The sequence below is a fragment of the Arthrobacter sp. Y3221087 genome (genome assembly GCF_059089905.1).
Window position 1 is genome coordinate 1,660,428 of sequence record NZ_JBNHFE010000001.1, and the last position, 22,453, is coordinate 1,682,880.

A 22,453-nucleotide genomic window follows, 5' to 3' on the forward strand; every position below is an offset into this window, starting at 1 on the left:
AGGGATCTTTCGTAGGTCGGGCTGCGGGAGGACTGCGGCGTTGTCTCGCCGGAAGTCCTCCCGCGGCTCCGCTAGTTCTTGTAGCCGCCGTTGGACTTGATGTTGGCGTCGATCGCCTTCACGGCGTTATCCAGCGTGGACTTGGCGTCCGCCCCGTTCAGGATGTCCTGGACGGCCTTGCCGTACTCGGTGGCAATGAAGGGGTAGGCGGGCGTTTCGGGACGCATCACGGCGTACTCCCGGGAGAAGTCCATGAAGATCCGGTTTGCACCGCCCTCGGCGAAGCTGGGGATCTGCGCGGCGGCCTCTTCGCTGGCCGGAATGGCGCCGGTGGCCTTCGCCACCGCGGCGATGTTCTCCGGCTTCAGCGAGTAGGAGAGGTAGTCCATGGCGGCCTCGGCGTTGCTGCAGCCGCTGGTCACGCCCCACTGCCAGGAAGCGCCGCCGATCTTGGGGCCCTCGCCCAGGTCCACCGGCGGCATGACCACCAGGTCGTCGCCGAGTGCGGCCCTGGCTTTGTCCCCGGCCCACGAGCCCGTGTAGACGATGGCACTCTTGTTGTTCAGGAAGTCCTGGGTGGAATCCTTGCCGCTCTTCTTTGCCATGAAGCCCTGGTCGGCCAGGCCCCGGAACCACTCGGCCCACTGCACGGCCTTGTCGCCGTTGAGCTCGCCCTCGGCGCTTTGGAAGCCGTCCCTGTTCACGAGGTCGCCGCCGAAGGACTGCAGGAAGGGGGAGTAGGCGTAGGGGAGCCATTCACCGGTGCCGGCGGTGCCGAGGTCCAGCGGGTGTTCCCACTTGCCCAGCGCCTTGAGCTTGGTCAGGGCTTCCTGGAACTCCTCCTTGGTCCAGGGCTGCTCCATGGTGGCAACGCGGACGCCGGCAGCCTCCAGGTCCGAGGCCCGGGCCATCATGGCCAGGGCAACGTCGTAGTAGCCCACGGCGTAGGGCTTTCCGTCCCACTCGGCCACGGTGCTGGGAAGCTGGCTTGAGAGGTCCGCCTCCAGCTCCAGGGGCGCCAGGTAACCGGCCCAGGCCCAGTTGGGCACGTTGGGGCCGTCGATATCCACGATGCAGGGCAGGTTCCCGGCAGCTGCCGCCGAAACCACGGAATCGTTGTAGGAGTCCTGCGGGAAGGCCTGGACCTTGATCTTTACCTTGTCCTGGCTGCTGTTGTAGGAGTCAACGATTTTCTGGACCGCGGCCAGTTCGTCGGGATTGCCGGCATTGTGGGTCCACAGGGCAATCTCGCCGGAGCCTTCGGATGAGGAGGAGGCGCTGCCTTTGCCGCAGCCTGAGAGGGTGGCGGTGAGGGCTGCGGCAGCTATGCTGGTCGCCAGGATCTTGGTGAACTTCGTGTTCATGGGTCAGTCTTTCTGCTTGGACAGCGGGGATTGATGAGGGTCCTGCAGGGAACGCGGCCGCTGCAACGGCTGCGTTCCCGTTTTGTTGGGGCAAGGTTGGTGTTATCGGGGTGCGGCCGCCGCTTTGGCAGCCGCTGGCAGGGTCAGCCCCGGGGAGGGGCGACAGAATCCCGCACCACGAGCGGGCAGCTGCTGGACTCGTGCGCGCGGGGAGTTTCGGGATTCTCGAGTTCGGCAAGCAGCTGGAGGATGGCCCACCGGCCCATTTCGTAGTGGGGGAGCGCCACGGTGGACAGCCCCGGCCACAGGCCGTCGGCGATGAGTTCAAGGTTGTCGACGCCGACCACCGACAGGTCGGCAGGGATTTTCAGGCCAAGGTGGCCGGCCGCCTGGTAGGCGCCCATCGCCATCTGGTCGTTGAAGCAGAACAGCGCTGTAGGCCGTTCCGCTCCGGACAGCAGGCGGAGTGCAGCCTCCCTGCCTCCTGCTGTACTGGGATGCGCGGACACCAGTTGGCCGGGTCCCAGTCCAAGTCCATGGCGTTCCAACCCCGCCCGGAAGCCTGCCAGGCGTCCGTGGGCGGCGGGGATATCGTCCTCGTTGTTGATCATGGCGATCCTGCGGTGGCCTGCCTCCGCCAGGAGACCGGCGGCCGATTCACCGGCCCCGAACTCGTCCGGCACCACCGAGGACAGCGCGGGGTTGTCCGTGGTGGCATCCAGGACGATGGTGGGCATGCCCTGGAGCTCTTCGGGGACGGACACCAGCTGGTTGTACATGCGGGCGTAGATGATCCCGTCCACCTGGTGCTGTTTCAGGGCCCGGATCTCGTGCCTTTCAAGTTCATTGTCGAGTCCGGAGTTCACCACCATCAGAAGGTGCCCATGCTCCGAGGCGGCATCCTGCGCGCCCTGGATCATGGCGCCCGCGAAAGGGGTGGTGGTGATCTCGTCGCTGACCAGGCCCAGGATCTGGGAACGCTGGTTCCGCAGCCCGCTGGCCAGACGGTTGGGGGCGTAGCCGAGATCGCCGGCTACAGTCTTGATGTGCTCCACCGTGCGGGCATTGACCCGGGAGCTGTGCGTTTCGCTCAGGGCATGCGACACCGTGGTAACAGAGACGCCGGCAGCCTTTGCCACGTCCCGTATGTTCACCTTCGTCGCCATTGACTCTTCCTTTGCAAAACGTTTTGTATGTTGCCTGCATCACTATATGCAAAACGTTTTGCACCCGTCAAGGGCCCTGCATCCGGATTAAGGCTTCCGGTGGCGGCAAGACTTTTGATCAGCACGCCGGGCTGAAGCTCTGGATCAGGATGGCCGCCGGGTCTACATTGGTTCTTATGCAGCAGGCCCCGACACCTATGCAGGAGTGACCATGAGCCCCGCACCAAAACAACCAATCACCGATGACAGCATCCAGGTCCGCCAGGTTAACCACTACCAATTCAGCTGGGTGGCCGGAGATGCGGGAAAGCCTGGCACCTGGACCCTCCAGTTGGTCCTTGACCAAGGGGCGTGGGAGGAAGTGCTCACCCTTGACGCCGAGGATGCCGAGGTCCTCCAGAACCTCTTGAAACGCTCCGGAACGGTTTACTACGACGTCCGCCGGCGGACCCTGATGTTCGGGACAACGCCGGCCGGGCAGTAGCGGGGGCAGTAGGCTCTTAGTCCGCCTGCCCGTCCAGGAGGCGCCGGGCGTTCTCCTGCGCCTCCAGCGCCTGCTCGGTCACCACTTCGCCCCGCAGGTGGCCTGCTGCGGAGAGGATGTTCCGCAGTTCCTGGACCGTGCGCGGCGTACGAACGCCGCGGTGCACCATGGCGTGGCAGTTGGCGCAGAGCGGCACAAGGTCTGTAATGGGATCCAGCTCATAGCCGGCCCGCAGCTGGGACGCCGGCACTGTGTGGTGCACGTGGATGAACCCATTGCCCACGTCCCCGTAGGAGGCTTCAAAGGAGAAGCCGCAGGCGGCGCAAGCCGTTCCGTGGAAGGCCAGGGACACGCGGCGTGCGTCGTCGTCGCGCTCGTATCGGTTGACGCCCACGGTGGCGGCTGCCTCTGGCGGATAGGCGCCGGGAACGACGTCGAAGGGGTCCACTGCCTCTGGTCCCTGCTCCCGCCAGAGCCGTCGAAGGCTGTGGTCCGCCGGCGTGGGGACGGCCAGGAGGGCGGAGTTTGCTGCGTTGGCCCAGTGGATGTCAGGAATTTCCGCAGTCAAGGTGGCCAAGGAAATCTGGTCGCCCAACGGCAACAGGGCATCGAAGGCTACGCCCACGGCAGCGCCCTCCGTGCCACCGCCCGCCTCCGCGGTTCCGGAGACCACAACGCCGTGCCCGATCAGGCCGCTGCCCGCGCCGCTGCTTCCGTGGAAGAGCAGCCACGCCTCGGTACCCGGCCGGATGCTCCGGCTGGAACCAACTTCCCAGCGGTCAAGGATGCGTCCCGACCGAAGTACCTGTTCGACGGCGGCAGGGTAGTTCCAGCGGTTCCAGTGCGTGGCGCTCCAGACCAGGATTACCCCGGCCAGGTCCACTCCGTGCTCGATTCCTGCCATGCGCAGTCACTCCGCCGGTCCGCGGCGGGAGATGAGGACCGGGCCCCGTGCGTGGTGAAGGACCGCGTGCGCCGTTGAACCGATCGTCTCCCGAAGGAACCCGCGTCCCTGCGTTCCCACCACCAGCATCCTCGCCTGGGCAGAGGCTTTGAGGATAGCGTGCGGTATTGACGTATCAGCCAGGACCGCGCCGTCAACAGGGATACCGGGTGCCAGGGTCCGGGCGCGGGTCAGGGCGGCGCCTAGGACTTTTTCGGCTGCCTCATCCGCGGCAAGTGCGTTATACGGATCCACCTGCCGGTGCCCGGCAGGCGCGTGCCGGACGTGGACCACCATGAGTCCTGCCCGTGACACTGACGCCATGGCACAGGCATCTTCAAGCGCCGTCGGGGACCCTGATGCGTCGACGGCCACGACGACGGGCCCGGCAGGGTGGATATCGGAGCGGATGACGGCAACCGGGCAGCCGGCTGTGGCGGCCAGTTCGAGGCTCACCGATCCCACCAGCAGGCCGAGGAACCCGCCCAGGCCCCGGCTGCCTACGGCAACCATCAGCTGGCCGGCAGAAATCTGGGCCAGGTGGGATGCGGGCAGCCCGTGCAGCAGCGTCCCCTCAACGTCCAGCCCGGGTACGGCCGCCCTGGCTTTGTCTATTCCTTCCTCAAGGATTGCCTCTGAGGAGCGCTCGAGTCCGCTGTCAGCAATGCCGGGGACCGGGCCCAGGTTCTTGGTCAACAGGGGCCAAATGGAGCAATGCACCACGTGCAGGGGGCAGCCCCGCAGGTCCGCCTGGTGCGCTGCCCAGTGGACTGCTGCCACAGCTTCAGCCGACCCGTCATAGCCGGCAACGATGGCGCCGTTCTCCTGCATCGCTCCCTCATTCCTGGTCCGGGGGACCTTTGGCACTGGAAGGGCCTCCGGGGAAGTTCCATCCTGATGTGGTGGGGCACTGCCTACCCCGCTTCGCTTATCTAAGCAGGCACGGCAAGCCGGGGGAAGCAAGCATGTAGTCCTTCCACCACGGACACCAGGACGTTGGTTGCGGGTCTGGACGAGTCCCTGTCGGTGACGCCTCGGCCGTGGCCAGGCCTTGGACGCGGAGGACCTGGGCCTTCTGGGGGTGGACTTCTGCCGTCATGGCCGCCGGGCCTTCAGGCTGCACCGAGGGAACCCGGGGCGCCCACCGCTGGCGGGCGGACCTGCAGGCCCGGGCGTGCTGCGCCGGCGAGGACAAGGGTAGGAGCAAGATCGCGGATCAAACCGGTGCCGGCGCACTCACCGGACATCCTTGATGGCAGCCGCAGCGCGGTACTTGTCCGCGTACTGTCCGGATACGGCCAGGACGCTGCCGTCCGGCGCCACAAGCCTGAACCTGATCCGCGAGTCCTCATCGGCAAACAGTTCGAACCTTCCAGCCATAAGTTTGCTCTCCCTCAAGCATCCTGTCTCCGGCCACTCCGGAGTACGTGGGCACACCGGCATCCGGTGCAGCTGCCCGGACACAACACCCCAGCCATGGTGCATCTTCGGGCTTCCCTCAACCGTGCCAGAGGACGGGACCCCCTATTACGGACTAAAGTCCCGCAGTGCCCATTCCCGGTGCCATTTACTCTGGGCGCATGAGTGAGCGAAAAGCACATGGCACGTCCGGCACAAGGAGGACGTGCAATCCAAAGCTGAAATCGAACGACTGATGGCAGTCAGCGACGAGCAAATGGAGCTGCTCAACGAGCTACTTACCATGCTGTTGCGGGCCGAAGCGCTCGCGGACACGGACGAATGCGGCCACGCCCGTGACACGAGCGCGGTACCTACCTAGGACAGGGGGTTCTGCCATTGGGCCCGGCTTGCGGCGGTCTTACCGGCTCAGACAGCCGCAAAATAAGCCTCGCGCATCCACTGCTGCACCTCGGTGTCGAGTGCCCTGCTGTCCCTGAGCTCCAGGTGGTGCATCCAGACGCCGGGGGAAGGGTGGGCCACTTCCTTGAAGCGTGGGGATACGTCATGCCGCGGAAGGGAAATCGAAAGGACCAGTGGAATATTCGACGTGACATACATGCCCGGCCGCCATAGGTAGGCGAAGCCGCGGCGCCGGCGGGATGAAATCTGGCTCTTGCTGACCCTCACATCCATCGGCCCGAGGCTGGACGCCATGCGTTCCGCCGCCTCATAGATTGCCTTGGCAGAGGGGGAGCCTTCCAGGAAGCGGGCAAGCGTCCAGATGTCGTCGCGGGGTTCCATTGCCTCACCCCCTGCTGCTTTGGCCGTTAAGCGGTTTATTTCTTGTGTTGGGATTTCCGCAGGTGCGTGATGATGGTGGCGCAGGGCGGCCGGGTCAGCACGGCATGGGCGGTGGATCCCAGAAGGAGCCGTCCGAAGCTGCCCCTGCCCCGGCTGCCCAGCACCAGGAGCCTGGCGTTTGAGCCGGCCTGAATCAGGGCATCCGCCGGTTCCAGAACGGTTTCCAGAACGCCATGCACCACGATGTCCGGGTACTGCTGCCTGAGCCCCGCAACAGTTTCGGACAGGACAACCTGTTCCTCCTCAAGGACATGGGCGGCGAACCTGCTGGACGGGAGGCCTGCCTTGATCCAGCGGTTCGGGCCGGTGAAAGCGTAGAGGACTGTAAGTTCCTCGCCCAGCGCGTCCGCCTCGGCCGCAGCGAAAGCCACCGCCTGGGTGGACTCCTGGGACCCGTCGACGCCGACCACGACGCCGCGTCCGTTGTCCTGCCCGGGACCAATTACCGCGACCGGCGACTCCGCCACGGCCGCGGCCTGCAGCGCCCTGTCCGTCACTGCGCCGTGTACGTGCCCGCTGGAACCCAGGACCAGCATCGACGCGTTTTTTGAGTAGTCGCCCAGGGATGCACCAATGGCCCCTTCGAGCAGTTCGAGTGAAACCTGCAGCCCCGGCTCCATTTCCTGGACGCGCTCCCCGACTTCCTTGAGCTGGTCAAGGCCCGACTGGCGCAGGACGTCGACGTAGGGGAGGGCTTCCCCCACCATCCAACGGTCATCCAGGACATGCAGGAGAACCAAGGGAACTTTGTGCTTTTTCGCCCGAGCAGCCGCCCAGGCCACGGCAGCGTTGGAGGCCGAAGATTCAGTAATGCCGACGGCGATGGGCTTGGCTGTTTCCATGAGGGATCACTTTCTGGTGCTGGTCCTGGCGGCGGATCGTTGTTGCGTCGAGCGGCGGCCACCAGTGGGTGGGCGGCGCGATGGCAAACCACCGGCCGTTGATGACCTCCAGCAGTCGCGGACTCCCAGGCTTTCGATTTCCGGTTTGGCTGCAGCTGTATCCATGGCCGTAGCCTAGGTCCCGGAACCGTTCCGGGATAGGGAAGAAAGTCCCGCGGAATAAACCCGTCTATCAGCGCCTTCGGGCAGTGGTCCGACGGCCTGTTTCCGGCCGTTACCTGATCTTCTACACTGGTGCCATATTTCCCTTCCTGCCACGGGAGGGACAATTCTTCCCGGCGGTGCCGCACGGCTCAACCGGTCTTTTGATGGCACGATCTGCAACGAGGCAGGCTGTTGCCGCAGGAGGTGTGGACATGAGCAATGACCGGCCCTGGCAGTCCCCGATCAAGGAAAGAGCGGAAGACCTTCTCCGCGAGTTCCTCGCCCGCGCGGATGAGCTGCTGGACACCCAGGAACGGATCAATAGCCTGCTCGGGGCGGTGGTGGCGCTCGCGGAGGACCTCAGCCTGGAAGCTGTGCTGGATCGCGTGGTCCAGTCCGCCTGTGTGCTGGTCGGCGCCAGGTACGGTGCACTGGGAGTCATCGGGGAAGACCGCAAGCTGAGCCACTTCATCACGGTGGGGATTGACGAGGAGGGCACCAGGTCCATCGGGGACCTGCCCACGGGCCACGGTGTCCTGGGGCTCCTGATCCGCGAGCCAACGCCGCTGCGGCTGCACGACCTGGGCCAGCATCCGATAGCATCCGGCTTTCCCCCGAACCACCCTCCAATGAAGACTTTCCTGGGGGTCCCTGTACGGGTCAGGGACGAAGTTTTTGGAAACCTCTACCTCACGGAGAAGAACGGTGGCCAGGATTTCACACCTGAGGATGAAGACCTTGCGGTCGCTTTGGCAGCGGCCGCCGGCGTAGCGATCCAGAACGCACGTCTCTTCGAAGACAGCAAGCGCCGCCAGAAGTGGCTTGAAGCAGGAATGGAGCTCAGCACCCGCCTCATCATGACTTCCCACACGGCGGACGACGCAGCCCTGGAGCATGTCCTGGAAACCGCTTTGGAAGTTTCCGGTTCCTGCCTTGCGGTAGTCGCCGGCCCGGCCGGTGACGGTGTTCTAAGGTGCCGCGCTTCGCTTGGCACCCAGAGCCTCCAGGCGGGCCAGGAACTCAAGGTTTCCGAGATGGTTGCGAAAGTCCTCGAAACAGGTGAGTCGGCGGTGGCCCGGGACCCCCAGGAGTTCTTTGATGAGGAGGTCACGGAAAAGCTGGGGCCCGTCCTCGTCTGCGCGCTTGGCCACAGAGGCAGCGCTAACGGCGCCCTGTTGCTTGCCCGTCCGAAGGGATCATCGGTGTACGCGCAGTCAGACATCGACTCGAGCGCCCTGTTCGGGAGCAGGATTGGCTTGGCACTCGACCTGGCACGGGTCAATGCCCTCCGGGAACAGAACCTGCTGTTCACTGACAGGGAACGCATCGCCCGGGACTTGCACGACCTCGTGATCCAGCGCCTTTTTGCGGCCGGCCTGAGCATCCAGAGCCTGCGACGCTACACCCTCGATCCGGTGGCCAACGACCGCATTGCAGCGGTCACCTCCGAACTGGACGACACTATCCGGAAGTTGCGGGACACCATTTACTCCCTCCGGACAGGCGAGGAGGAACGGGAGCCCCTGACCGGCCGGATCCTGCGGGTCGTTCGGGACAACTCACGCAGCTACCCTGTAGACCCCGCCGTGTCCCTCAACGGGCCGGTGGATTCGGTGCGGGAGGATCTGGCGGCGCATCTGCTGCCCGTCCTCACGGAGGGCCTGAGCAACGCGTTGAGGCACTCCGGGGCCGGCGCGATTAACGTTGCAGTTACCGTGACGGCGGACCAGGTCCAGCTTGTCATCAGCGACAACGGCCAGGGCTTCGAGGAGCCGGGAAATACAAGCGGCCTGGCGAATATGCGGCACCGGGCCGAGCTGCTGGGCGGCACCTGTTCCATTGACAGTGCACCCGGCGAGGGCACCCGGGTGACGTGGTGTGTCTCCCGCAAATGACTGCACGTATGCCGCGGGATTAACGCTCAGGACGCGTCCGGTACGTTCCGGATGACATAGACGGCCGCCTGGGTCCGCCGTTCAAAGCCCAGCTTCGCGAGGATCGAGGAGACGTAGTTCTTCACGGTCTTTTCCGCCAGGAACAGGTCATCGCCTATCTGCCGGTTCGTCAGGCCCTGGCCGATCAGGGCCAGGACTTTCTTCTCCTGCGCGCTGAGGGCCTCCAGCCGCGGGTCTGTCGGGGCATGGGACAGTCCTGCCATCACCCGCTGCTCCACCCCCGGTTCAAAGAGGAACTCACCTGCCGCAGCCCTGCGGATTCCGTTAAGGAGGTCATCGCTCCTGATTTGCTTGAGGATGTAGCCCGATGCCCCGGCGAGGACTGCGCCCCGGAGTGCCTGCTCGTCGTCGTAGCTTGTCAGGATGAGGCAGCGCAGGCGGGGGTCGAGGGAACGCACGTCGCGGCATACCTCGATGCCGGTGCCGTCCGGGAGGCGTCCGTCCAGGATTGCGATGTCCGGGTGCAGCGCGGGTATCCGGCGCGTGGCCTCGGCAGCCGAACCGCTTTCGCCGACCACAAGGAAACCCTCGCCTTCGAGCAGGTCCTTGAGTCCCTGCCTGACGAGTTCGTGGTCATCGAGGATGAACACCCGGAGCGGTCCTTGGGGCTCCGGACTGTTTCCCGGTCCTGTCTCTTCCCTTTGCACGCTGCACTCCCAAATTGTTCCGGCCCCCAGCCTGCACCTTTCGTGTGGGGCAGCCCTCCGGAAGGGGGCTGATCCCATTCTTTCCTGCTCCGTCATCCTCTGGAAGGGACCAAAGTCCGGTCTCATTCAGCGGCCGGACGCATGGGCCACGTGGCCCGCGGTGACCTTCGGCCCTACCCCCGCAAGCCTGTCGTCGGCCACTCTGGGGGAGAGGCGTCACAAAGGATGGGAAGCTGATGACTGCAACCGTGGGGACTCCCAGGATTATTGCCGGAGTGGACGGATCCGAGGCGTCCGTGGAGGGGCTGCGCGTTGCGGCAACGCTGGCGGAACCGCTTGGTGCCACGGTGGAAGCGTGGGCATGCTGGGATGTCCCGGCCGGCTACGGGGTGTATCTGGCGGTAGGGATTGAAGGTTTCAAATACGCCGCCGAACAGGTGTTGCAGCAGGCCCTCACGGATGCCTTTGGTGACAAGCGGCCGGCCCCTGTCCGGCCACGGCTGGTGTGTGGCAAACCCGGCCCCTTGCTGATTGACGGGAGCCGGAGCGCCTTGCTCCTCGTTGTCGGACGGCGCGGGCACGGCGGCTTCGTGCCTGGGTCGGTAAGCTCCGCGTGTGTGAGCCATGCGCACTGTCCCGTCCTGGTTGTCCACGCCCCGGAGGCGGCGAGGGCTCAGGGGGCGGCAAAGCAAGCCGCGGCCGATGCCTCTCAGTGACGGCCGGCGTCGTGCCCGTGTCCGTGGCGGCCGGCCTCTGTCCAGATGGAGGGCGAAGATCCTACTGCGCAAGCAACGCGTCGAGGGTGGCAAAGCCGTAACCTGCAGCGCTGATCCGGTCGATCACCTGCGGTAGGGCGTCAGCATCAAGGGTGCTGCCGTCGTCCGGGTTGGAGCCGATGTGCATGAGGACAATTTCGCCCGGCTGCAGCGCAGCCATGACCCGGTCGGAAACCGTCTGGGCGCTGATGCCCCCGCTGGTCCCCTTCCAGCCGAGTGTGTCCACCGACCATCGGACGGCGGCGTAGCCAAGGCCGTTGACCACGGCGATGGTCCGCGCATCCCGTTCCCCGAAAGGAAAGCGGAACAACGGCCTCGGGTCGGCGCCGGCGGCCAGGATGGCTTCCTCAGCCCCGCGGACCTGCTCCACGATCTGGGCGTCGCTGAGCCCGGTAAAACCGGGATGGGTCATGGAATGGTTGCCCAGGCGGTGCCCTGCTGAGACGATCTGCCGGACTCCGTCGGGATTGTTCGCGGCCCAGTTGCCGGTGAGGAAGAATGTTCCGGCCACTCCTTTGGCAGACAGCGTCGACAGGATCTTCGGCAGGCCTGCCGCGTTGGCTCCGGCGTCAAAGGTCAGCGCCACGGCGCGCCCGGCGCCGGGAATAGCTGTCAGGTCCTGGTTGCGCAGCCCGGCAGGGAACGGGTCCTGCGGCGGAACGGTGTCCGGGGCGGGTGGCGTAGTAGCGGGTACGGGAGGCACGGTGACCGGCGGCTGCACCGGAGTCTGTCCTGCATCCGGGGTCTCGGTCCCGGTTGGCCCGGGGGGCGACGGCGTGGCAGACGGGCTGGACGGCGTGGGCGAGGCGGTGCCGCTGGCGGCCGCGCCCGTCGGCGACGGTCCGGCCGGGGGCTGGGGGCTCCCCGCGGGGCGCTGGAGCAGGACGGCCAGGACGACGGCGACGAGCACCAAGACGGCCGCGATCCCGATGGCGGCCGCCCGCCGTCGTCCAGTGCTTGGCTGCGGACCTGCCGACGGTCCGCCGGTATCCGACCCGCTCATTCGGTTTCTCCCTTAGTGCCCGCCCTGGCCGGATTCGGGCGTGTGGACCACCAGCACCGGGCAATGGGCATGGGACACGAGGGCCGAACTGACGGATCCGAGCAGCATGCCCCCGAAACCTCCACGGCCCCGCCGTCCGACCACCACCATGTCCGCCTCCCTGCTGGCTTCGATCAGGGACTCACGGGGGTGCCCCCGGACCAGGCTCACAACGACGTTCGACGGCGTCTCCGGGCCGAAGGCTGTTGTCACCGCCTCGTCAAGGATCTGCCCGGCGCGTTCTTGGAAGCCTTCGATGCCCATCATGACGTAGCCGGCGTACACCTGGGGATAGTCCCAGTAGGCAGTGGCGAGGACCTTGGCGCCCAGGGGCAGCGCCAGGCGCTGGGCCTGCCGGAGCGCCTCGACGGACGGCTCTGACCCGTCGACGCCCACGAGAATCCGGGCAAATGGTGTTTCGGCTGTGCTCATTTCAGCTCCTCAGGTGGCGGCGGTGGTCCCTTGTATCTTGTCGCGGCTGTTGCCGGAGGGGTAGGGCCGAAGGTCCGCATGGCGTCCACGGGTCCCTGGTCGAGCCGGAAGGGAGGGTATTCATCACGCATCAGGGCCGTGTAGGCCATGACGCGGTAGATCCAGCGGTGGATGCCGAGTATCAGGTCGAACAGCGGGCGCTGGTAGCGGCCGGTGAAGAGCAAGGCCACCACTGCCGCCAGGACCAGGATTCCCAGCAGGGACAAGCCGGTACCCCGTTCATAGGTGGTTCCGAGGTCTTCGCTTTCTGCCTGCCAGGTCCAGGTGGTGCCGGCGAGGGCGGCAACGATCAGCAGGTGCGGAATGGACAGGAGCCACCACTTGACGAGCAGGAGGCCGCGGGGAGAGCCCTTCAGGGTAGTCCACCTCGAAGTCCGCCGGATAGGCGGTGCGTGCCAGGGTAAAGGGCGGGTAGAGGTCGGTGCCTGCTGCGGCGTAGGCGTAGAACGCCACCCTCCAGTTCCAGCGCATGACCCGACGTTGAAGTCGAACAGGGCCCGCGGGTAGCGGCCAGTTAACAGGATGGCGAACCCTGCCACGATGGGCACGAGGAACGCGAACCACAGGAAGACCAGGACGATGAAGTGCGGAATGGCCAGGAACCACTTCACCAGCCACATGGCGCGTGACAAGGCGGGATCCAGCTCCCCTACCAGCCTCGCCGGGTACGGAGCCCGTCGTCCGGTTCGCCATGGTGCACTGGCAGCTGCGGTCCGCGGAACTGCGCGCCGGCATGGCGCCCCAGTCCCACCGCTCCCAAAACCAGCAGGGGGAGGCCGACGGCGAACGCGACAGCGCCTGCCACCAGCAGGCCGCTGGCGGCAGGCCTGAACAGGTCGGAGCGGAAACCTGCCTGCACGCGGGCATCGACGCCGTGGCCGGCGTCGGCATTCATGATGACTATCCCCAGCTCCCGGCAGCCAGGTCCCAGGTCAGCTCCTGTTCACCGGAGCCTGCAACGGACGCGTTCCAGAACTGTTGCTCCCGGGGAGGTGCCGGCGTTCCCGTGCCGGGAATGTCCCGGTACTCCGCCCGGAAAGGCCGGCTGTCCACCTCAAGCAGCTCGGAATGGTGCACGCCGGACAGGTAGCGCTCTACATCTGCCTGGGGAGCAATCCCAATGAAGATCTCCTTGCCTGGATCAACGGATGTTGCACGCAGCCTAAGCGTGCCGACGTCGAAAGGCAGCCGGGGTGGAACGTCCTCGCCCACGGCATCAAGCCTGGGCGAGGTGAGGGCATGGGAACCGACGGAGAGCCGTGCGGTGCCGGACGTGAGGTATCCGTCGCCTTGGACGGACCCCACCACCGGGGCCACTGCTCCTGCGGCCAAAATGATGGCGCCGACGATCGAGACAAGGATGCCGAAAACGAGAAGGATGACTGCGCCGGTCTTCTTCATGGTGCTGTCCCCGCCACGGCAACCGGAACTTTGGCAGTAGCCGCAACCTGGAGTGCCCTGTCGGCCAGGACGCAACCAAGGTGTGTGCTTCCCGATCCCATAACCATCATGGATGCCTTGCCCGAATACTTGGCGAGCGGGGCCACCCGGCGGTCATCAACGACGTGGAGGACCACCACCGGGACATCCGCCGCTTGGGCACGTCGGGCTGCCCACAGGAAGGCTGCCTGGCTTTGCACGGAGTCGGTGGTGCCGACGGCGATTGATTTGTGGATTGTCATGGCCGTGCTTCCTCGTGTTTTGCCGCGCTGGATACGGTTAACCCTCCCGCCCGATGGTGGCGTTTTATAGGGCCAAAGGTCACAGGGAACAGAGGCTGCCAGCCGGGGGCATGGAAGGTACCGGTGAGTACTTCCACCCCGGGAGGCCGCCGGGTACTCTGGGATGACCGTTAGGAAGTATGCGGCCCGGATGCATTGGGTGAATTACCCCAGCCCCTCGGAGGGATGCCTGGCAGGCGCTCGAACCCGCACCACCTCTCGGATCCACGTTCACGCTTAGGGCGCTGTAAGTGCCCGGGACCGGCAGTTCCGGCCCCAGGAATCAAAGTGCACCCTTCCCGTCCGGCGTCTTCCCGTCCCAACGGCTCGCGCCTCCCTCAATTTTTCGACAACTCAAGAGGAGTCCCCATGGACCCTGGGGCAGTTATGGCGCTTGTGGGCGGCTATATCGCTGCCGCAATCGGCGTATTCCTGCTGTACTCGCCGGTCCTCGTCCTGGTGGTAGGCCTGCTGTTGGTCGCAGGGCTGCTGCAGCTGCTGGCGTGGCCTTTCCTTGTCCTGTTCCGCAAATTGCGCAGGAAGCCGGAACCGCCCTCGGACGGATCCTGGCTGCTGCACTGATCCAGCAGAAGGAGCATCCATGACGGCCGGCCCATCCGGAAGTTGAAGCTTTCTTCGACCGGTATGCCGCGTCACTGGTGGCCCGTGACGAAACCGCGATGTCCCGGCTTTACGCCGTTCCCTCGCTCATCGTCTTTCCCGGCCAGCTGCTCGCCGTGACCGACGCGCGCCAGACTGAGCAGTTTTTCGCCTCTGCCTGGCCGCAGTACGAAGGCGTCAACCACATCGAGAAGCATGTGGCTGTGCTGGCCCAGGCGCCAGGGAGTGTCTGGGCCGATGTCACATGGTTCTCCGGCGGCAGGGCCCGCGAGCGGTTCTGCTACCAGCTCGTGGAGGGGGCCGGCGGCTACCAGGTGGCTGTGCTGACGCCCATGGCGGTGGACGACGGCCAGGCGGAACCTGCAGCTCCGAAAGCATAGGCCGGCAGTACAAGTGGCGGGAGCGGGCAGTGCGTGGTTCACATCCCTGCCCTTTCGTCAGTATGCTTACTATTGTTCGCCGGAGTTCAAGAGAAAGGCATCACCATGACTGAACAGAACCTCCCCGATGACAACCTTGAGGTGGTCGAGGAGAACGATGTGCTCCTTGATGAGACTCCCGGCGCCGGCGCGTCCCTGGAACTGGATCCCGTCAAGGGTCCGGACAGCTACCCCGGCGCGGCGGAGGACAACCCGGACCGCTGGCAGGAGGATCCGCTTCTCCAGGGAGAGGCTGTTTCGGGTGAAGAGGAGGATTTCCTGAGTGATCAGACACTGCGCGACGAGACGGCGGAAGCCAGGTACAACGCGGGCGATGAGCAGGTGCCGCCGGATGCGCCCACCCTCGGTGAAGCCGTGGCGGACGTGGACTTCGGTGAGAACCCGACGGGCCTCGAAGCTGAAGCAAGTGACGACACCGAGAACTTCGGCGGGTCGCCGCTCAGCGAATTCGACCCCGAGGACCTGGAGCGCTGATATCAAGGATGGGGCATTGCACCCTAGCCGAAAACGGGATCACGACTAGACTAATAAGTAGGCTGATGAATATCAGTTGGTAGATCAGGACTAAGGGAGTTTCACATGAACTTGGGAAGCATGATCAGGAATGCCGCTGGACGATTCTCAGGCAGGACCGGAACCAGCGGAACAGTCCGCGGTACCGGGATGAATGCCGCCAGGCGGACGCCCCATGCAACGGGCGGCAGGACCGGCGGCATGGCCCACAAGATTATGGGAATGCTCAGGCGGCACTAAAACCACCAAACCAGGAAGCAGGTCCCGGATACGTCCGGAACCTGCTTTTTGGTCCTTTCAGACATGCGTGAACTCGTCATCCTCGGCACCGCATCCCAGGTCCCCACCCGCACCAGGAACCACAATGGATACCTGCTGCGCTGGGACGGCGAGGGACTGCTCTTCGATCCGGGCGAAGGAACGCAGCGGCAAATGATCCACGCGGGTGTCCCGGCTACCCAGATCACCAGGATCTGCCTCACTCACGTCCATGGCGACCACTGCTACGGTCTTCCCGGCGTACTGTCCCGAATGGCCCTCGACGGCCTGGGGCACCCCGTTCACCTTCACTATCCGCTTGCCGGCGAGGACGTGGTCCGTGCCCTGGTCTCCGTGAGTTCGCCCGGCATCGACCTGCGCCTGCACCCCCATGGGGGAGCGGGGATCATCGCTGACGGACTGGAGATCCGGCCGCTGAAGCACCGCATCGATACCTACGGTTACAGGCTGGTGGAGCCGGACGGCAGGACCCTGCTGCCCGACCGCCTGGCCGCAGCGGGCATCGCGGGCCCCGACGTCGGGCGCCTCCAGCGTGAAGGAACCCTCAACGGCGTCAGTCTCGAGGCCGTCAGCATCCATCGGCCCGGCCAGCGCTTCGCCTTCGTCATGGACACCGCGCCCTGCGAAGGCGCTGAGGAACTGGCCGACGGAGCCGACCTCCTGGTTGCCGAGTCCACCTTCAGTGATGACGACGCCGGCCTGGCGCAGCAATACCGCCACCTCACCGCCGGGCAGGCAGGGGAGCTGGCGTCGCGCGCCGGTGTCCGCACTCTGGTACTGACGCATTTCTCGTCCCGCTACGGCGACGACGCCACCGTGCTTGCCGCGCAGGCATCCGCACGCGCGGGCACGGCTGCCGTCACGGCCGCCTCAGACCTGCAGCGGATTCCCTTTCCGCAGCGGCGCAGCCCCGTGCCGACCTGGCACGCATCTTCCAGTCCCACCACCTGATCCGGCAAGGAGGCCGACAATGAGCGCCACATCCGAGGAAGTCCAGGGCGTTACTCCGCAGGGCAGGGAGCCCGAGCTGAAACGGGTCCTTGGCCCCAAGCTCCTCCTGCTCTTCATCGTGGGGGACATCCTTGGCGCCGGCGTCTACGCTGTGACGGGCACCATGGCCGGGACGGTGGGCGGGATTGTCTGGCTGCCGTTCCTCCTGGCTTTCGTGGTGGCGACGCTGACGGCCTTTTCCTATCTGGAGCTGGTCACGCAGTATCCCCAGGCGGCAGGCGCCGCCTTGTACACGCACAAGGCGTTCGGCATCCACTTCGTCACGTTCCTGGTGGCTTTCGCCGTGGTGTGCTCCGGAATCACCAGCGCCTCAACCTCGGCCAATGTCCTCGCCCAAAATTTCTTCGGCGGGCTGGAAATCAATGGGGTGATGGGTGACCCGGGGCGGGGCGTCATCACCGCTGTGGCTCTCGGGTTCATGGTCCTCCTTGCGGCCATCAACCTTCGGGGCGTGGGCGAGAGCGTCAAGTTCAATGTGGTGCTCACGCTGGTGGAGATGATCGCGCTCTGCATCGTGATCGGCGTCGGCTTCTTCGTGATGGCCCAAGGGACAGGCAACCCCGGGGAGATCTTCGTCTTCAATGATTACCAGGACAAGGGGCTGTTCCTGGCCGTTACCGCCGCCACGTCCATCGCCTTTTTTGCGATGGTCGGCTTTGAAGACTCAGTAAACATGGTGGAGGAGACCAAGGATCCGGAAAAAATTTTCCCCCGGACCATGCTCACCGGCCTGGGTATCGCCGTTCTCCTGTACATGCTGGTGGCCATTTCCGTGGTCAGCGTGCTCTCGCCGACTGAGCTTGAGAACATCAGGGAGGCCGAGGGGGCCGCACTCCTGGAAGTGGTGCACAAGGGCTCACCAGACTTTCCCATTGACCTGGTCTTCCCGTTCCTTGCCGTCTTCGCCGTTGCCAACACGGCCTTGATCAACATGCTCATGGCCAGCCGCCTGATCTATGGAATGGCAAGGCAGCAGGTCCTGCCGCGTCCCCTGGGCAAGGTCCTGCCCGTGCGCCGTACCCCGTGGGCGGGGATCGCCTTCTCGACCATCCTCGCGCTGGGACTCATCCTGTACGTGACCAGCGATCCCGCAAGCAACATCGTTGCGAACCTCTCGGGCACCACGGCCTTCCTGCTGCTGTGCGTCTTCACCGTGGTCAACGTGGCCTGCGTGGTGCTGCGGCGGAAGCGGGACCCGAACCGTAAGGTCTTCTTCACCTCGCCGGGGCAACTACCGCTGGTGGCAGCCCTGCTGTGTGCATTCCTCGCAGGACCATGGGTAGGCCGCAATATCATCCAGTACCAGGTAGCCGGCGGGCTGATGGCAATCGGCGTGATCCTATGGCTTGTCACCTGGCTGATCAACCGACGGACCAACCGCGGGGATAGGGTTAACCCATGACTACCGCTGCAGAATCAACGGTCATCCTCGAAAGCCGCTTCGCCAGCGAACTGCCAGACATGGCTGTTCCCTGGCAGGCGGAGGAAGCTCCGGAGCCCCGGCTCCTGGTCTTCAACGACGCCCTCGCGGAAGAGCTCGGGCTTGATGCCCCCTACCTTCGCAGCGCGGAGGGTGTGCGGTTGCTGCTGGGCAACCACGTGCCGGAGGGGGCGGCGCCGGTGGCCCAGGCCTACGCCGGGCACCAGTTCGGCGGATACTCACCCCTCCTGGGGGACGGGCGGGCCCTCCTGCTTGGCGAGATCCTGGACGCCAACGGCCGCCTGCGCGATATCCACCTCAAAGGCTCGGGCCGCACACCTTTTGCGCGTGCAGGTGACGGGCGTGCCGTCGTCGGGCCCATGCTCCGGGAATACCTCGTCAGTGAGGCAATGCACGCGCTGGGGATTCCCACCACCAGGTCTCTCGCCGTCGTCGGCACCGGACGCCTGGTGCGCCGGGACGAGATGCTGCCCGGGGCAGTCCTGGCCCGGGTGGCCAGCAGCCACCTGCGGGTGGGGAGTTTCCAGTATGCGCGGGCCACGGACAACCTCGAGCTGCTGCGCCGCCTGGCGGACCACGCCATCAGCCGGCATTACCCCGCCGCCGCTAAAGCTGAGAATCCGTATCTTGCGCTTTTCCGGGCGGTGGTGTCGGCCCAGGCCGCGCTGGTGGCGCAATGGATGCTGGTGGGCTTCGTCCACGGCGTGATGAACACGGACAACATGACCATTTCCGGCGAGACCATCGACTACGGGCCCTGTGCGTTCATGGACGATTTCAATCCCGCCGCCGTCTACAGCTCCATTGACGTGGGCGGGCGGTACGCCTACGCCAACCAGCCTGTTATTGCCGAATGGAACCTGGCGCGCCTCGCCGAGTCGATCCTTCCGCTGATCAACGAGGATCAGGAGCAGGCCGTCGCTCCCGCCGTGGAGGCGCTGGGCGAATTCCGCAGGCAGTACAGCGATGCTTGGTTCGACGGGATGAGGACCAAGCTGGGCCTGCCCGGCAGCCCCGCGGGAAGCCCTGAGGCCGAAGCGGCATCCGAACTGGTGGACGGGGTGGTTGCGATCCTGAAGGACGGCCCGGTGGACTACACGCGGTTCTTCCGCAACCTGGGCGAAGCAGCGCGTGGAAATGACAGGCCTGTCCGGGGCATGGTCATGGACCTGGCAGCATTCGACGCCTGGGCCGGGCGCTGGCGGTCCATGAAGCCGGATGCGGACCGGATGGACCGGGTGAATCCTGTGTACATTCCGCGCAACCATCTGGTGGAAGAGGCTCTCGCTGCGGCCACCGGCGGCGACCTGGAGCCGCTTACCAGGCTCCTTGAAGCAGTGGGCGCCCCTTACGAAGAGCGACCCGGGCTGGAACGTTACGCCGAAGGCGCGCCGGAAGACTTCGGCAAGTACATGACGTTCTGCGGCACGTGACAGGCTGAGCCGCAAAGTGGCGGCGGGGCCCCGGTGGCAACACGTTAAATACGACAAGGGCGGCAGCCGGGTCTTCCCGGCTGCCGCCCTTCTGTGCGCAGCTCTTGGTGCGGCTGCTTCAGTTGCGCGGGGTAACTACGCTACCCGGACGAAGGAAGCTCCGCCGAGCCAGCTGATGGAGTGGACTTCGGTCTTGTAGCCGTCCACGCCGCCGCTGACAACCTGGCCGTCGCCGGCGTAGACGCCCACGTGGCCTGCAGTGATCACCAGGTCGCCGGGGGCGGGGGTGCCCACGGTGGTGCCGTACTGGTAGAACTGGCCGGGAGCCAGGTCACCGACGGACTTGCCGACGGAGCGGAGGGCCTTCTCCACCATGGCGGTGCAGTCCTGCTGCACGCCCAGCTGGCCGTAGGCGGAAGCCAGGATGGCTGCACCGGTGCCGGTGCCGGTCGCGGCAGGTGCGGGAGCCGGGGCCGGAGCCGGGGCAACGGCCGCGGAGGCATAGTTCACGGTGGAGCCGGTGTTCGCCAGGGCAGGTGCGGCCGGGGCAGGAGCAGCGGCAGGTGCCACGTAGCCGGCGCCCGGAATGGTGATCTGGTCACCGGGGTAGATGATGGTGGAGATGTCCAGGCCGTTGGCGGCCAGCACATCGTTCAGGCTGACGCCGTGAGCGGCCGAGATGGCGCCCAGGGTGTCTCCGGAAACCACGGTGTAGACGTTGCCGGCGGCAGGGACTGCGGCAGCGGGGGCAGCCACTGCGGCTGCCGGAGCGCTGTACGCCTGGACGCTAGCGGTTTCGGTGGTATCCGGGCCGGTCACGCCTGCATGGGCGGGAGCTCCAACACCGAACGCAATGCCGGACGCAGCGGCAACTGCGAGCACCGGACGGCTGAGCGTCCGTGCCTGGGACTTTGCGGAAGCAGCCAAGCCCTGGAGCGCGATTGAGCGGGCCGGAGTCGCGCGGTGACGGGCGGTAGGGAAATTTTTTGACACGTGTGATCGCCTCTCCCATGCCTGCGGGGTGAGCTGTCGGGTTCGGGTTGGAGATACCCGGCCGAAGGCAACCGCCCACAATGGACGGAGGCGCTATCGACTTAACCCCAAGGCCGTAACGGCCGTGGAAACTTGGTTCCCCCGTCCCTGCCAGCTGGAAAGCGGTTGAATCCCGGGTCAGTGGCAGGGCTCGGCATACTGATGGGAATGTCCCGTTTGGGAGGGACACCTGAAGACCATAACCCGACCGCGGAGCAATTGTCACGTTTGGGTAACATACGAGGCGCTTCTATCGTATTAAGCAATCGTATGGAGGTACTAGCACACCTTTCTGACCTCGCGTGATATTTGGCAGCTGGCGTGGCTTGTTATTCATGTCACAAATCTATAAAGGTAGCGGGGGGAGGCTGTCCAACCCTCAACCTCGTGTTGAAACCCGCTAAGCTTCGGAGCTATGCGCCTGACCGGAAGCATGTTCAAGCCCCCGTTGCTGGCAGGGCTGCTGGCACTTGCCCTCGCCGGCCCCGCTGCCGTGCTTCCGGCGGCCGCGGATGAGCCTCCGCCGGGCGGGTACCCATCGTGGGAAGACGTTCAGAAGGCGCAGCAGTCTGAAGCCCGGAAGGCGGCCGAGATCGAGAACATCACGGGCCTGCTTCAAGGCCTGCGGTCCGAGTCCGAAGCGCTCGGGACGGCCGCCGTGGCCTCCGCAGCCGACTATGCACTGGCGGATGCCGCCCTGCAGGCCGCAACGGCCAGGGTGGATGCCCTCGCAGGCCGGGCTGCCCAGGCGGACGCGGAGTTGCAGCGGCATCAACAGGCCGTTGGTGCGCTGGCCGCCAGATCGTACAAGACCGGCGGAACCACCATGGGATTCTTTGTGGCACTGGAAGCTCTGGAGAACAACAGCATCCACGGGCTCAACGTCGTTGAGGTGGTGGGAGCCAAGACCGCGGATTTGGTCAGCCGGGCGGAGGCCGCCGGCAAAGCCACCGCTGCGCTGGGGGAGCAGGAAAAGACCGCCAGGGCGGAGCGCGAACGCCTGTCCGGAGAGGCGAAGGCCAAGCTGGACACTGCCCGTTCCGCCCAGGACGCGGTGGCCCGCCAGGTCGCCGAAGAGCAGCGGCGCAGCGGAGAGCTGACCGCGCAGCTGGCGTCCCTCAAGGGCACGACGGCGGCGCTCGAGGGCGAATACCGGCAAGGCCAGGCGGCGCTTGCAGCCTATGAGGCGGCCCAGGCTGCTAAACGAGCCGCTGCCGAGGAGCAGGCCCGCCGGCAGGCAGCTGCAGATGCTGCTCCTGCCGGTGCTCAAAGACCTCCCGCTCCGGCAAACCCGGTCCCGGCAGCGCCGGTGCCAGCGAATCCCGCGCCGCTAAATCCGGCCCCGGTAAATCCTGCTCCCGTGAACCCGGCGCCGGCGAACCCCGCCCCTCTTGCCCCGGCGCCTGCGATCCCCGGCCCGCCCGCCGTCGTCGTGCCCTCCGTTCCAGGCGGCTCCGTCAACGATCCCGCTGCGGCCAAGAGCTACGCCTCCGGCCGCCTTGCAGCCTACGGCTGGGGCCAGGACCAGTTCCTGTGCCTCGCCCAGCTCTGGACCAAGGAATCAAACTGGCTGACCACCGCCACCAACCCCTACTCCGGGGCCTATGGGATTCCGCAGGCCCTGCCGCCCGGCAAGCTGGGAAGCGCCGGCAGCGACTGGCTTACCAGCTACCGTACGCAGATCGAGTGGGGGCTCGGGTATATCCGGGACCGCTACCGTACACCCTGCGCGGCGTGGGACCATTCCGTAGCCAGGAACTGGTACTGAGAGGCGCGCTAGGCTTT

Annotated in this window: 25 protein-coding genes, 1 pseudogene and 1 riboswitch; of the genes and pseudogenes, 11 read left to right on the plus strand and 15 right to left on the minus strand. The window is 65.7% G+C overall.

Annotated elements, in window-relative coordinates; all coding sequences use genetic code 11:
* Nucleotides 1–71: 71 nt before the first annotated feature.
* Complete coding sequence (locus tag AC5RUO_RS07890; protein WP_494009328.1) at nucleotides 72–1,364, minus strand: ABC transporter substrate-binding protein; 1,293 nt, start codon at nucleotides 1,362–1,364, stop codon at nucleotides 72–74.
* Between the two features lie 143 nt (nucleotides 1,365–1,507).
* Nucleotides 1,508–2,530, minus strand: coding sequence for a LacI family DNA-binding transcriptional regulator (locus AC5RUO_RS07895; protein WP_494103207.1), 1,023 nt, complete (start codon nucleotides 2,528–2,530; stop codon nucleotides 1,508–1,510).
* Nucleotides 2,531–2,741: 211 nt separating this feature from the next.
* Here AC5RUO_RS07895 and AC5RUO_RS07900 point away from each other — a divergent pair, with 211 nt between their 5' ends.
* Nucleotides 2,742–3,014 carry a hypothetical protein gene (locus tag AC5RUO_RS07900; RefSeq protein WP_494009326.1) on the plus strand — a complete coding sequence of 91 codons (273 nt, stop codon included), beginning with the start codon at nucleotides 2,742–2,744 and terminating at the stop codon, nucleotides 3,012–3,014.
* 16 nt (nucleotides 3,015–3,030) lie between these two features.
* On the opposite strand, the gene AC5RUO_RS07905 is transcribed toward AC5RUO_RS07900, so the two are convergent.
* The 3 genes from AC5RUO_RS07905 to AC5RUO_RS07915 all read right to left on the minus strand — a co-directional run bounded on the left by AC5RUO_RS07905 (nucleotide 3,031) and on the right by AC5RUO_RS07915 (nucleotide 5,337).
* On the minus strand, nucleotides 3,031–3,918 hold the full coding sequence (locus tag AC5RUO_RS07905; protein WP_494103208.1) for an HNH endonuclease: 888 nt from the start codon (nucleotides 3,916–3,918) through the stop codon (nucleotides 3,031–3,033).
* 6 nt (nucleotides 3,919–3,924) lie between these two features.
* On the minus strand, nucleotides 3,925–4,788 hold the full coding sequence (locus tag AC5RUO_RS07910) for a universal stress protein (protein ID WP_494009324.1): 864 nt from the start codon (nucleotides 4,786–4,788) through the stop codon (nucleotides 3,925–3,927).
* A 405-nt stretch (nucleotides 4,789–5,193) separates the two neighbouring features.
* Nucleotides 5,194–5,337: a YegP family protein gene (locus tag AC5RUO_RS07915; protein ID WP_494103209.1), complete on the minus strand. Its 144-nt coding sequence runs from the start codon at nucleotides 5,335–5,337 to the stop codon at nucleotides 5,194–5,196.
* A 244-nt stretch (nucleotides 5,338–5,581) separates the two neighbouring features.
* On the opposite strand from AC5RUO_RS07915, the gene AC5RUO_RS07920 reads away from it, so the two are divergent.
* The gene (locus tag AC5RUO_RS07920; protein ID WP_494103210.1) at nucleotides 5,582–5,737 is read left to right on the plus strand and encodes a hypothetical protein; all 156 of its coding nucleotides are present in this window, start codon (nucleotides 5,582–5,584) and stop codon (nucleotides 5,735–5,737) included.
* A gap of 47 nt (nucleotides 5,738–5,784) precedes the next feature.
* On the opposite strand, the gene AC5RUO_RS07925 is transcribed toward AC5RUO_RS07920, so the two are convergent.
* Together AC5RUO_RS07925 and AC5RUO_RS07930 are read right to left on the minus strand one after the other, a co-directional pair.
* Complete coding sequence (locus tag AC5RUO_RS07925) at nucleotides 5,785–6,159, minus strand: DUF5655 domain-containing protein (RefSeq protein ID WP_494103211.1); 375 nt, start codon at nucleotides 6,157–6,159, stop codon at nucleotides 5,785–5,787.
* 35 nt (nucleotides 6,160–6,194) lie between these two features.
* Complete coding sequence (locus tag AC5RUO_RS07930) at nucleotides 6,195–7,061, minus strand: universal stress protein (RefSeq protein WP_494009321.1); 867 nt, start codon at nucleotides 7,059–7,061, stop codon at nucleotides 6,195–6,197.
* A gap of 416 nt (nucleotides 7,062–7,477) precedes the next feature.
* Here AC5RUO_RS07930 and AC5RUO_RS07935 point away from each other — a divergent pair, with 416 nt between their 5' ends.
* On the plus strand, nucleotides 7,478–9,160 hold the full coding sequence (locus AC5RUO_RS07935) for a GAF domain-containing sensor histidine kinase (protein ID WP_494103212.1): 1,683 nt from the start codon (nucleotides 7,478–7,480) through the stop codon (nucleotides 9,158–9,160).
* 26 nt (nucleotides 9,161–9,186) lie between these two features.
* Here the strand turns inward: AC5RUO_RS07935 and AC5RUO_RS07940 are convergent, their stop codons facing one another.
* On the minus strand, nucleotides 9,187–9,810 hold the full coding sequence (locus AC5RUO_RS07940; protein WP_494103213.1) for a response regulator: 624 nt from the start codon (nucleotides 9,808–9,810) through the stop codon (nucleotides 9,187–9,189).
* A gap of 293 nt (nucleotides 9,811–10,103) precedes the next feature.
* Between AC5RUO_RS07940 and AC5RUO_RS07945 the strand changes: the two genes are divergently transcribed.
* Nucleotides 10,104–10,583, plus strand: coding sequence for a universal stress protein (locus AC5RUO_RS07945; protein WP_494103214.1), 480 nt, complete (start codon nucleotides 10,104–10,106; stop codon nucleotides 10,581–10,583).
* Between the two features lie 61 nt (nucleotides 10,584–10,644).
* On the opposite strand, the gene AC5RUO_RS07950 is transcribed toward AC5RUO_RS07945, so the two are convergent.
* Genes AC5RUO_RS07950 through AC5RUO_RS07975 form a run of 6 tightly spaced genes read right to left on the minus strand, consistent with a single transcriptional unit; the run spans nucleotide 10,645 to nucleotide 13,859 of the window.
* Nucleotides 10,645–11,646: a polysaccharide deacetylase family protein gene (locus AC5RUO_RS07950; RefSeq protein WP_494103215.1), complete on the minus strand. Its 1,002-nt coding sequence runs from the start codon at nucleotides 11,644–11,646 to the stop codon at nucleotides 10,645–10,647.
* Between the two features lie 12 nt (nucleotides 11,647–11,658).
* Entirely contained in the window at nucleotides 11,659–12,117 is a 459-nt protein-coding gene (locus tag AC5RUO_RS07955) for a universal stress protein (protein WP_494009316.1), read from the minus strand.
* The gene (locus AC5RUO_RS07960) at nucleotides 12,114–12,809 is read right to left on the minus strand and encodes a DUF4389 domain-containing protein (RefSeq protein ID WP_494009315.1); all 696 of its coding nucleotides are present in this window, start codon (nucleotides 12,807–12,809) and stop codon (nucleotides 12,114–12,116) included. Before AC5RUO_RS07960 ends, AC5RUO_RS07955 begins: the two co-directional genes overlap by 4 nt.
* A gap of 17 nt (nucleotides 12,810–12,826) precedes the next feature.
* A complete protein-coding gene (locus AC5RUO_RS07965; protein WP_494009314.1) occupies nucleotides 12,827–13,072 on the minus strand; it encodes a hypothetical protein in 246 nt (81 codons plus the stop codon).
* Nucleotides 13,073–13,077: 5 nt separating this feature from the next.
* Nucleotides 13,078–13,578, minus strand: a complete 501-nt coding sequence (locus AC5RUO_RS07970) for a hypothetical protein (protein WP_494009313.1) — start codon at nucleotides 13,576–13,578, stop codon at nucleotides 13,078–13,080.
* Complete coding sequence (locus AC5RUO_RS07975) at nucleotides 13,575–13,859, minus strand: universal stress protein (protein ID WP_494009312.1); 285 nt, start codon at nucleotides 13,857–13,859, stop codon at nucleotides 13,575–13,577. Before AC5RUO_RS07975 ends, AC5RUO_RS07970 begins: the two co-directional genes overlap by 4 nt.
* A 408-nt stretch (nucleotides 13,860–14,267) precedes the next feature.
* On the opposite strand from AC5RUO_RS07975, the gene AC5RUO_RS07980 reads away from it, so the two are divergent.
* The 6 genes and pseudogenes from AC5RUO_RS07980 (at nucleotide 14,268) to AC5RUO_RS08005 (ending at nucleotide 19,636) form a co-directional block, all read left to right on the plus strand.
* Nucleotides 14,268–14,480, plus strand: coding sequence for a hypothetical protein (locus tag AC5RUO_RS07980; protein WP_494009311.1), 213 nt, complete (start codon nucleotides 14,268–14,270; stop codon nucleotides 14,478–14,480).
* 50 nt (nucleotides 14,481–14,530) lie between these two features.
* Nucleotides 14,531–14,899, plus strand: a pseudogene (locus AC5RUO_RS07985) (hypothetical protein); the annotation flags it as partial.
* Between the two features lie 105 nt (nucleotides 14,900–15,004).
* Nucleotides 15,005–15,433: a hypothetical protein gene (locus AC5RUO_RS07990; protein WP_494009310.1), complete on the plus strand. Its 429-nt coding sequence runs from the start codon at nucleotides 15,005–15,007 to the stop codon at nucleotides 15,431–15,433.
* A gap of 342 nt (nucleotides 15,434–15,775) precedes the next feature.
* Nucleotides 15,776–16,702, plus strand: coding sequence for a ribonuclease Z (locus tag AC5RUO_RS07995; protein WP_494009309.1), 927 nt, complete (start codon nucleotides 15,776–15,778; stop codon nucleotides 16,700–16,702).
* A 19-nt stretch (nucleotides 16,703–16,721) separates the two neighbouring features.
* Nucleotides 16,722–18,164 (plus strand): APC family permease, encoded by a 1,443-nt coding sequence (locus tag AC5RUO_RS08000; protein WP_494009308.1) that lies wholly within the window; start codon nucleotides 16,722–16,724, stop codon nucleotides 18,162–18,164.
* The gene (locus AC5RUO_RS08005; protein ID WP_494103216.1) at nucleotides 18,161–19,636 is read left to right on the plus strand and encodes a protein adenylyltransferase SelO; all 1,476 of its coding nucleotides are present in this window, start codon (nucleotides 18,161–18,163) and stop codon (nucleotides 19,634–19,636) included. The genes AC5RUO_RS08000 and AC5RUO_RS08005 overlap by 4 nt, the downstream gene beginning before the upstream one ends.
* Before the next feature lie 135 nt (nucleotides 19,637–19,771).
* On the opposite strand, the gene AC5RUO_RS08010 is transcribed toward AC5RUO_RS08005, so the two are convergent.
* Nucleotides 19,772–20,629, minus strand: coding sequence for a LysM peptidoglycan-binding domain-containing protein (locus tag AC5RUO_RS08010; protein WP_494103217.1), 858 nt, complete (start codon nucleotides 20,627–20,629; stop codon nucleotides 19,772–19,774).
* Between the two features lie 3 nt (nucleotides 20,630–20,632).
* Nucleotides 20,633–20,803: riboswitch (cyclic di-AMP (ydaO/yuaA leader) on the minus strand.
* A gap of 280 nt (nucleotides 20,804–21,083) precedes the next feature.
* Between AC5RUO_RS08010 and AC5RUO_RS08015 the strand changes: the two genes are divergently transcribed.
* Nucleotides 21,084–22,436 carry an aggregation-promoting factor C-terminal-like domain-containing protein gene (locus AC5RUO_RS08015; RefSeq protein ID WP_494103218.1) on the plus strand — a complete coding sequence of 451 codons (1,353 nt, stop codon included), beginning with the start codon at nucleotides 21,084–21,086 and terminating at the stop codon, nucleotides 22,434–22,436.
* The last annotated feature ends 17 nt before the right edge of the window (nucleotides 22,437–22,453 follow it).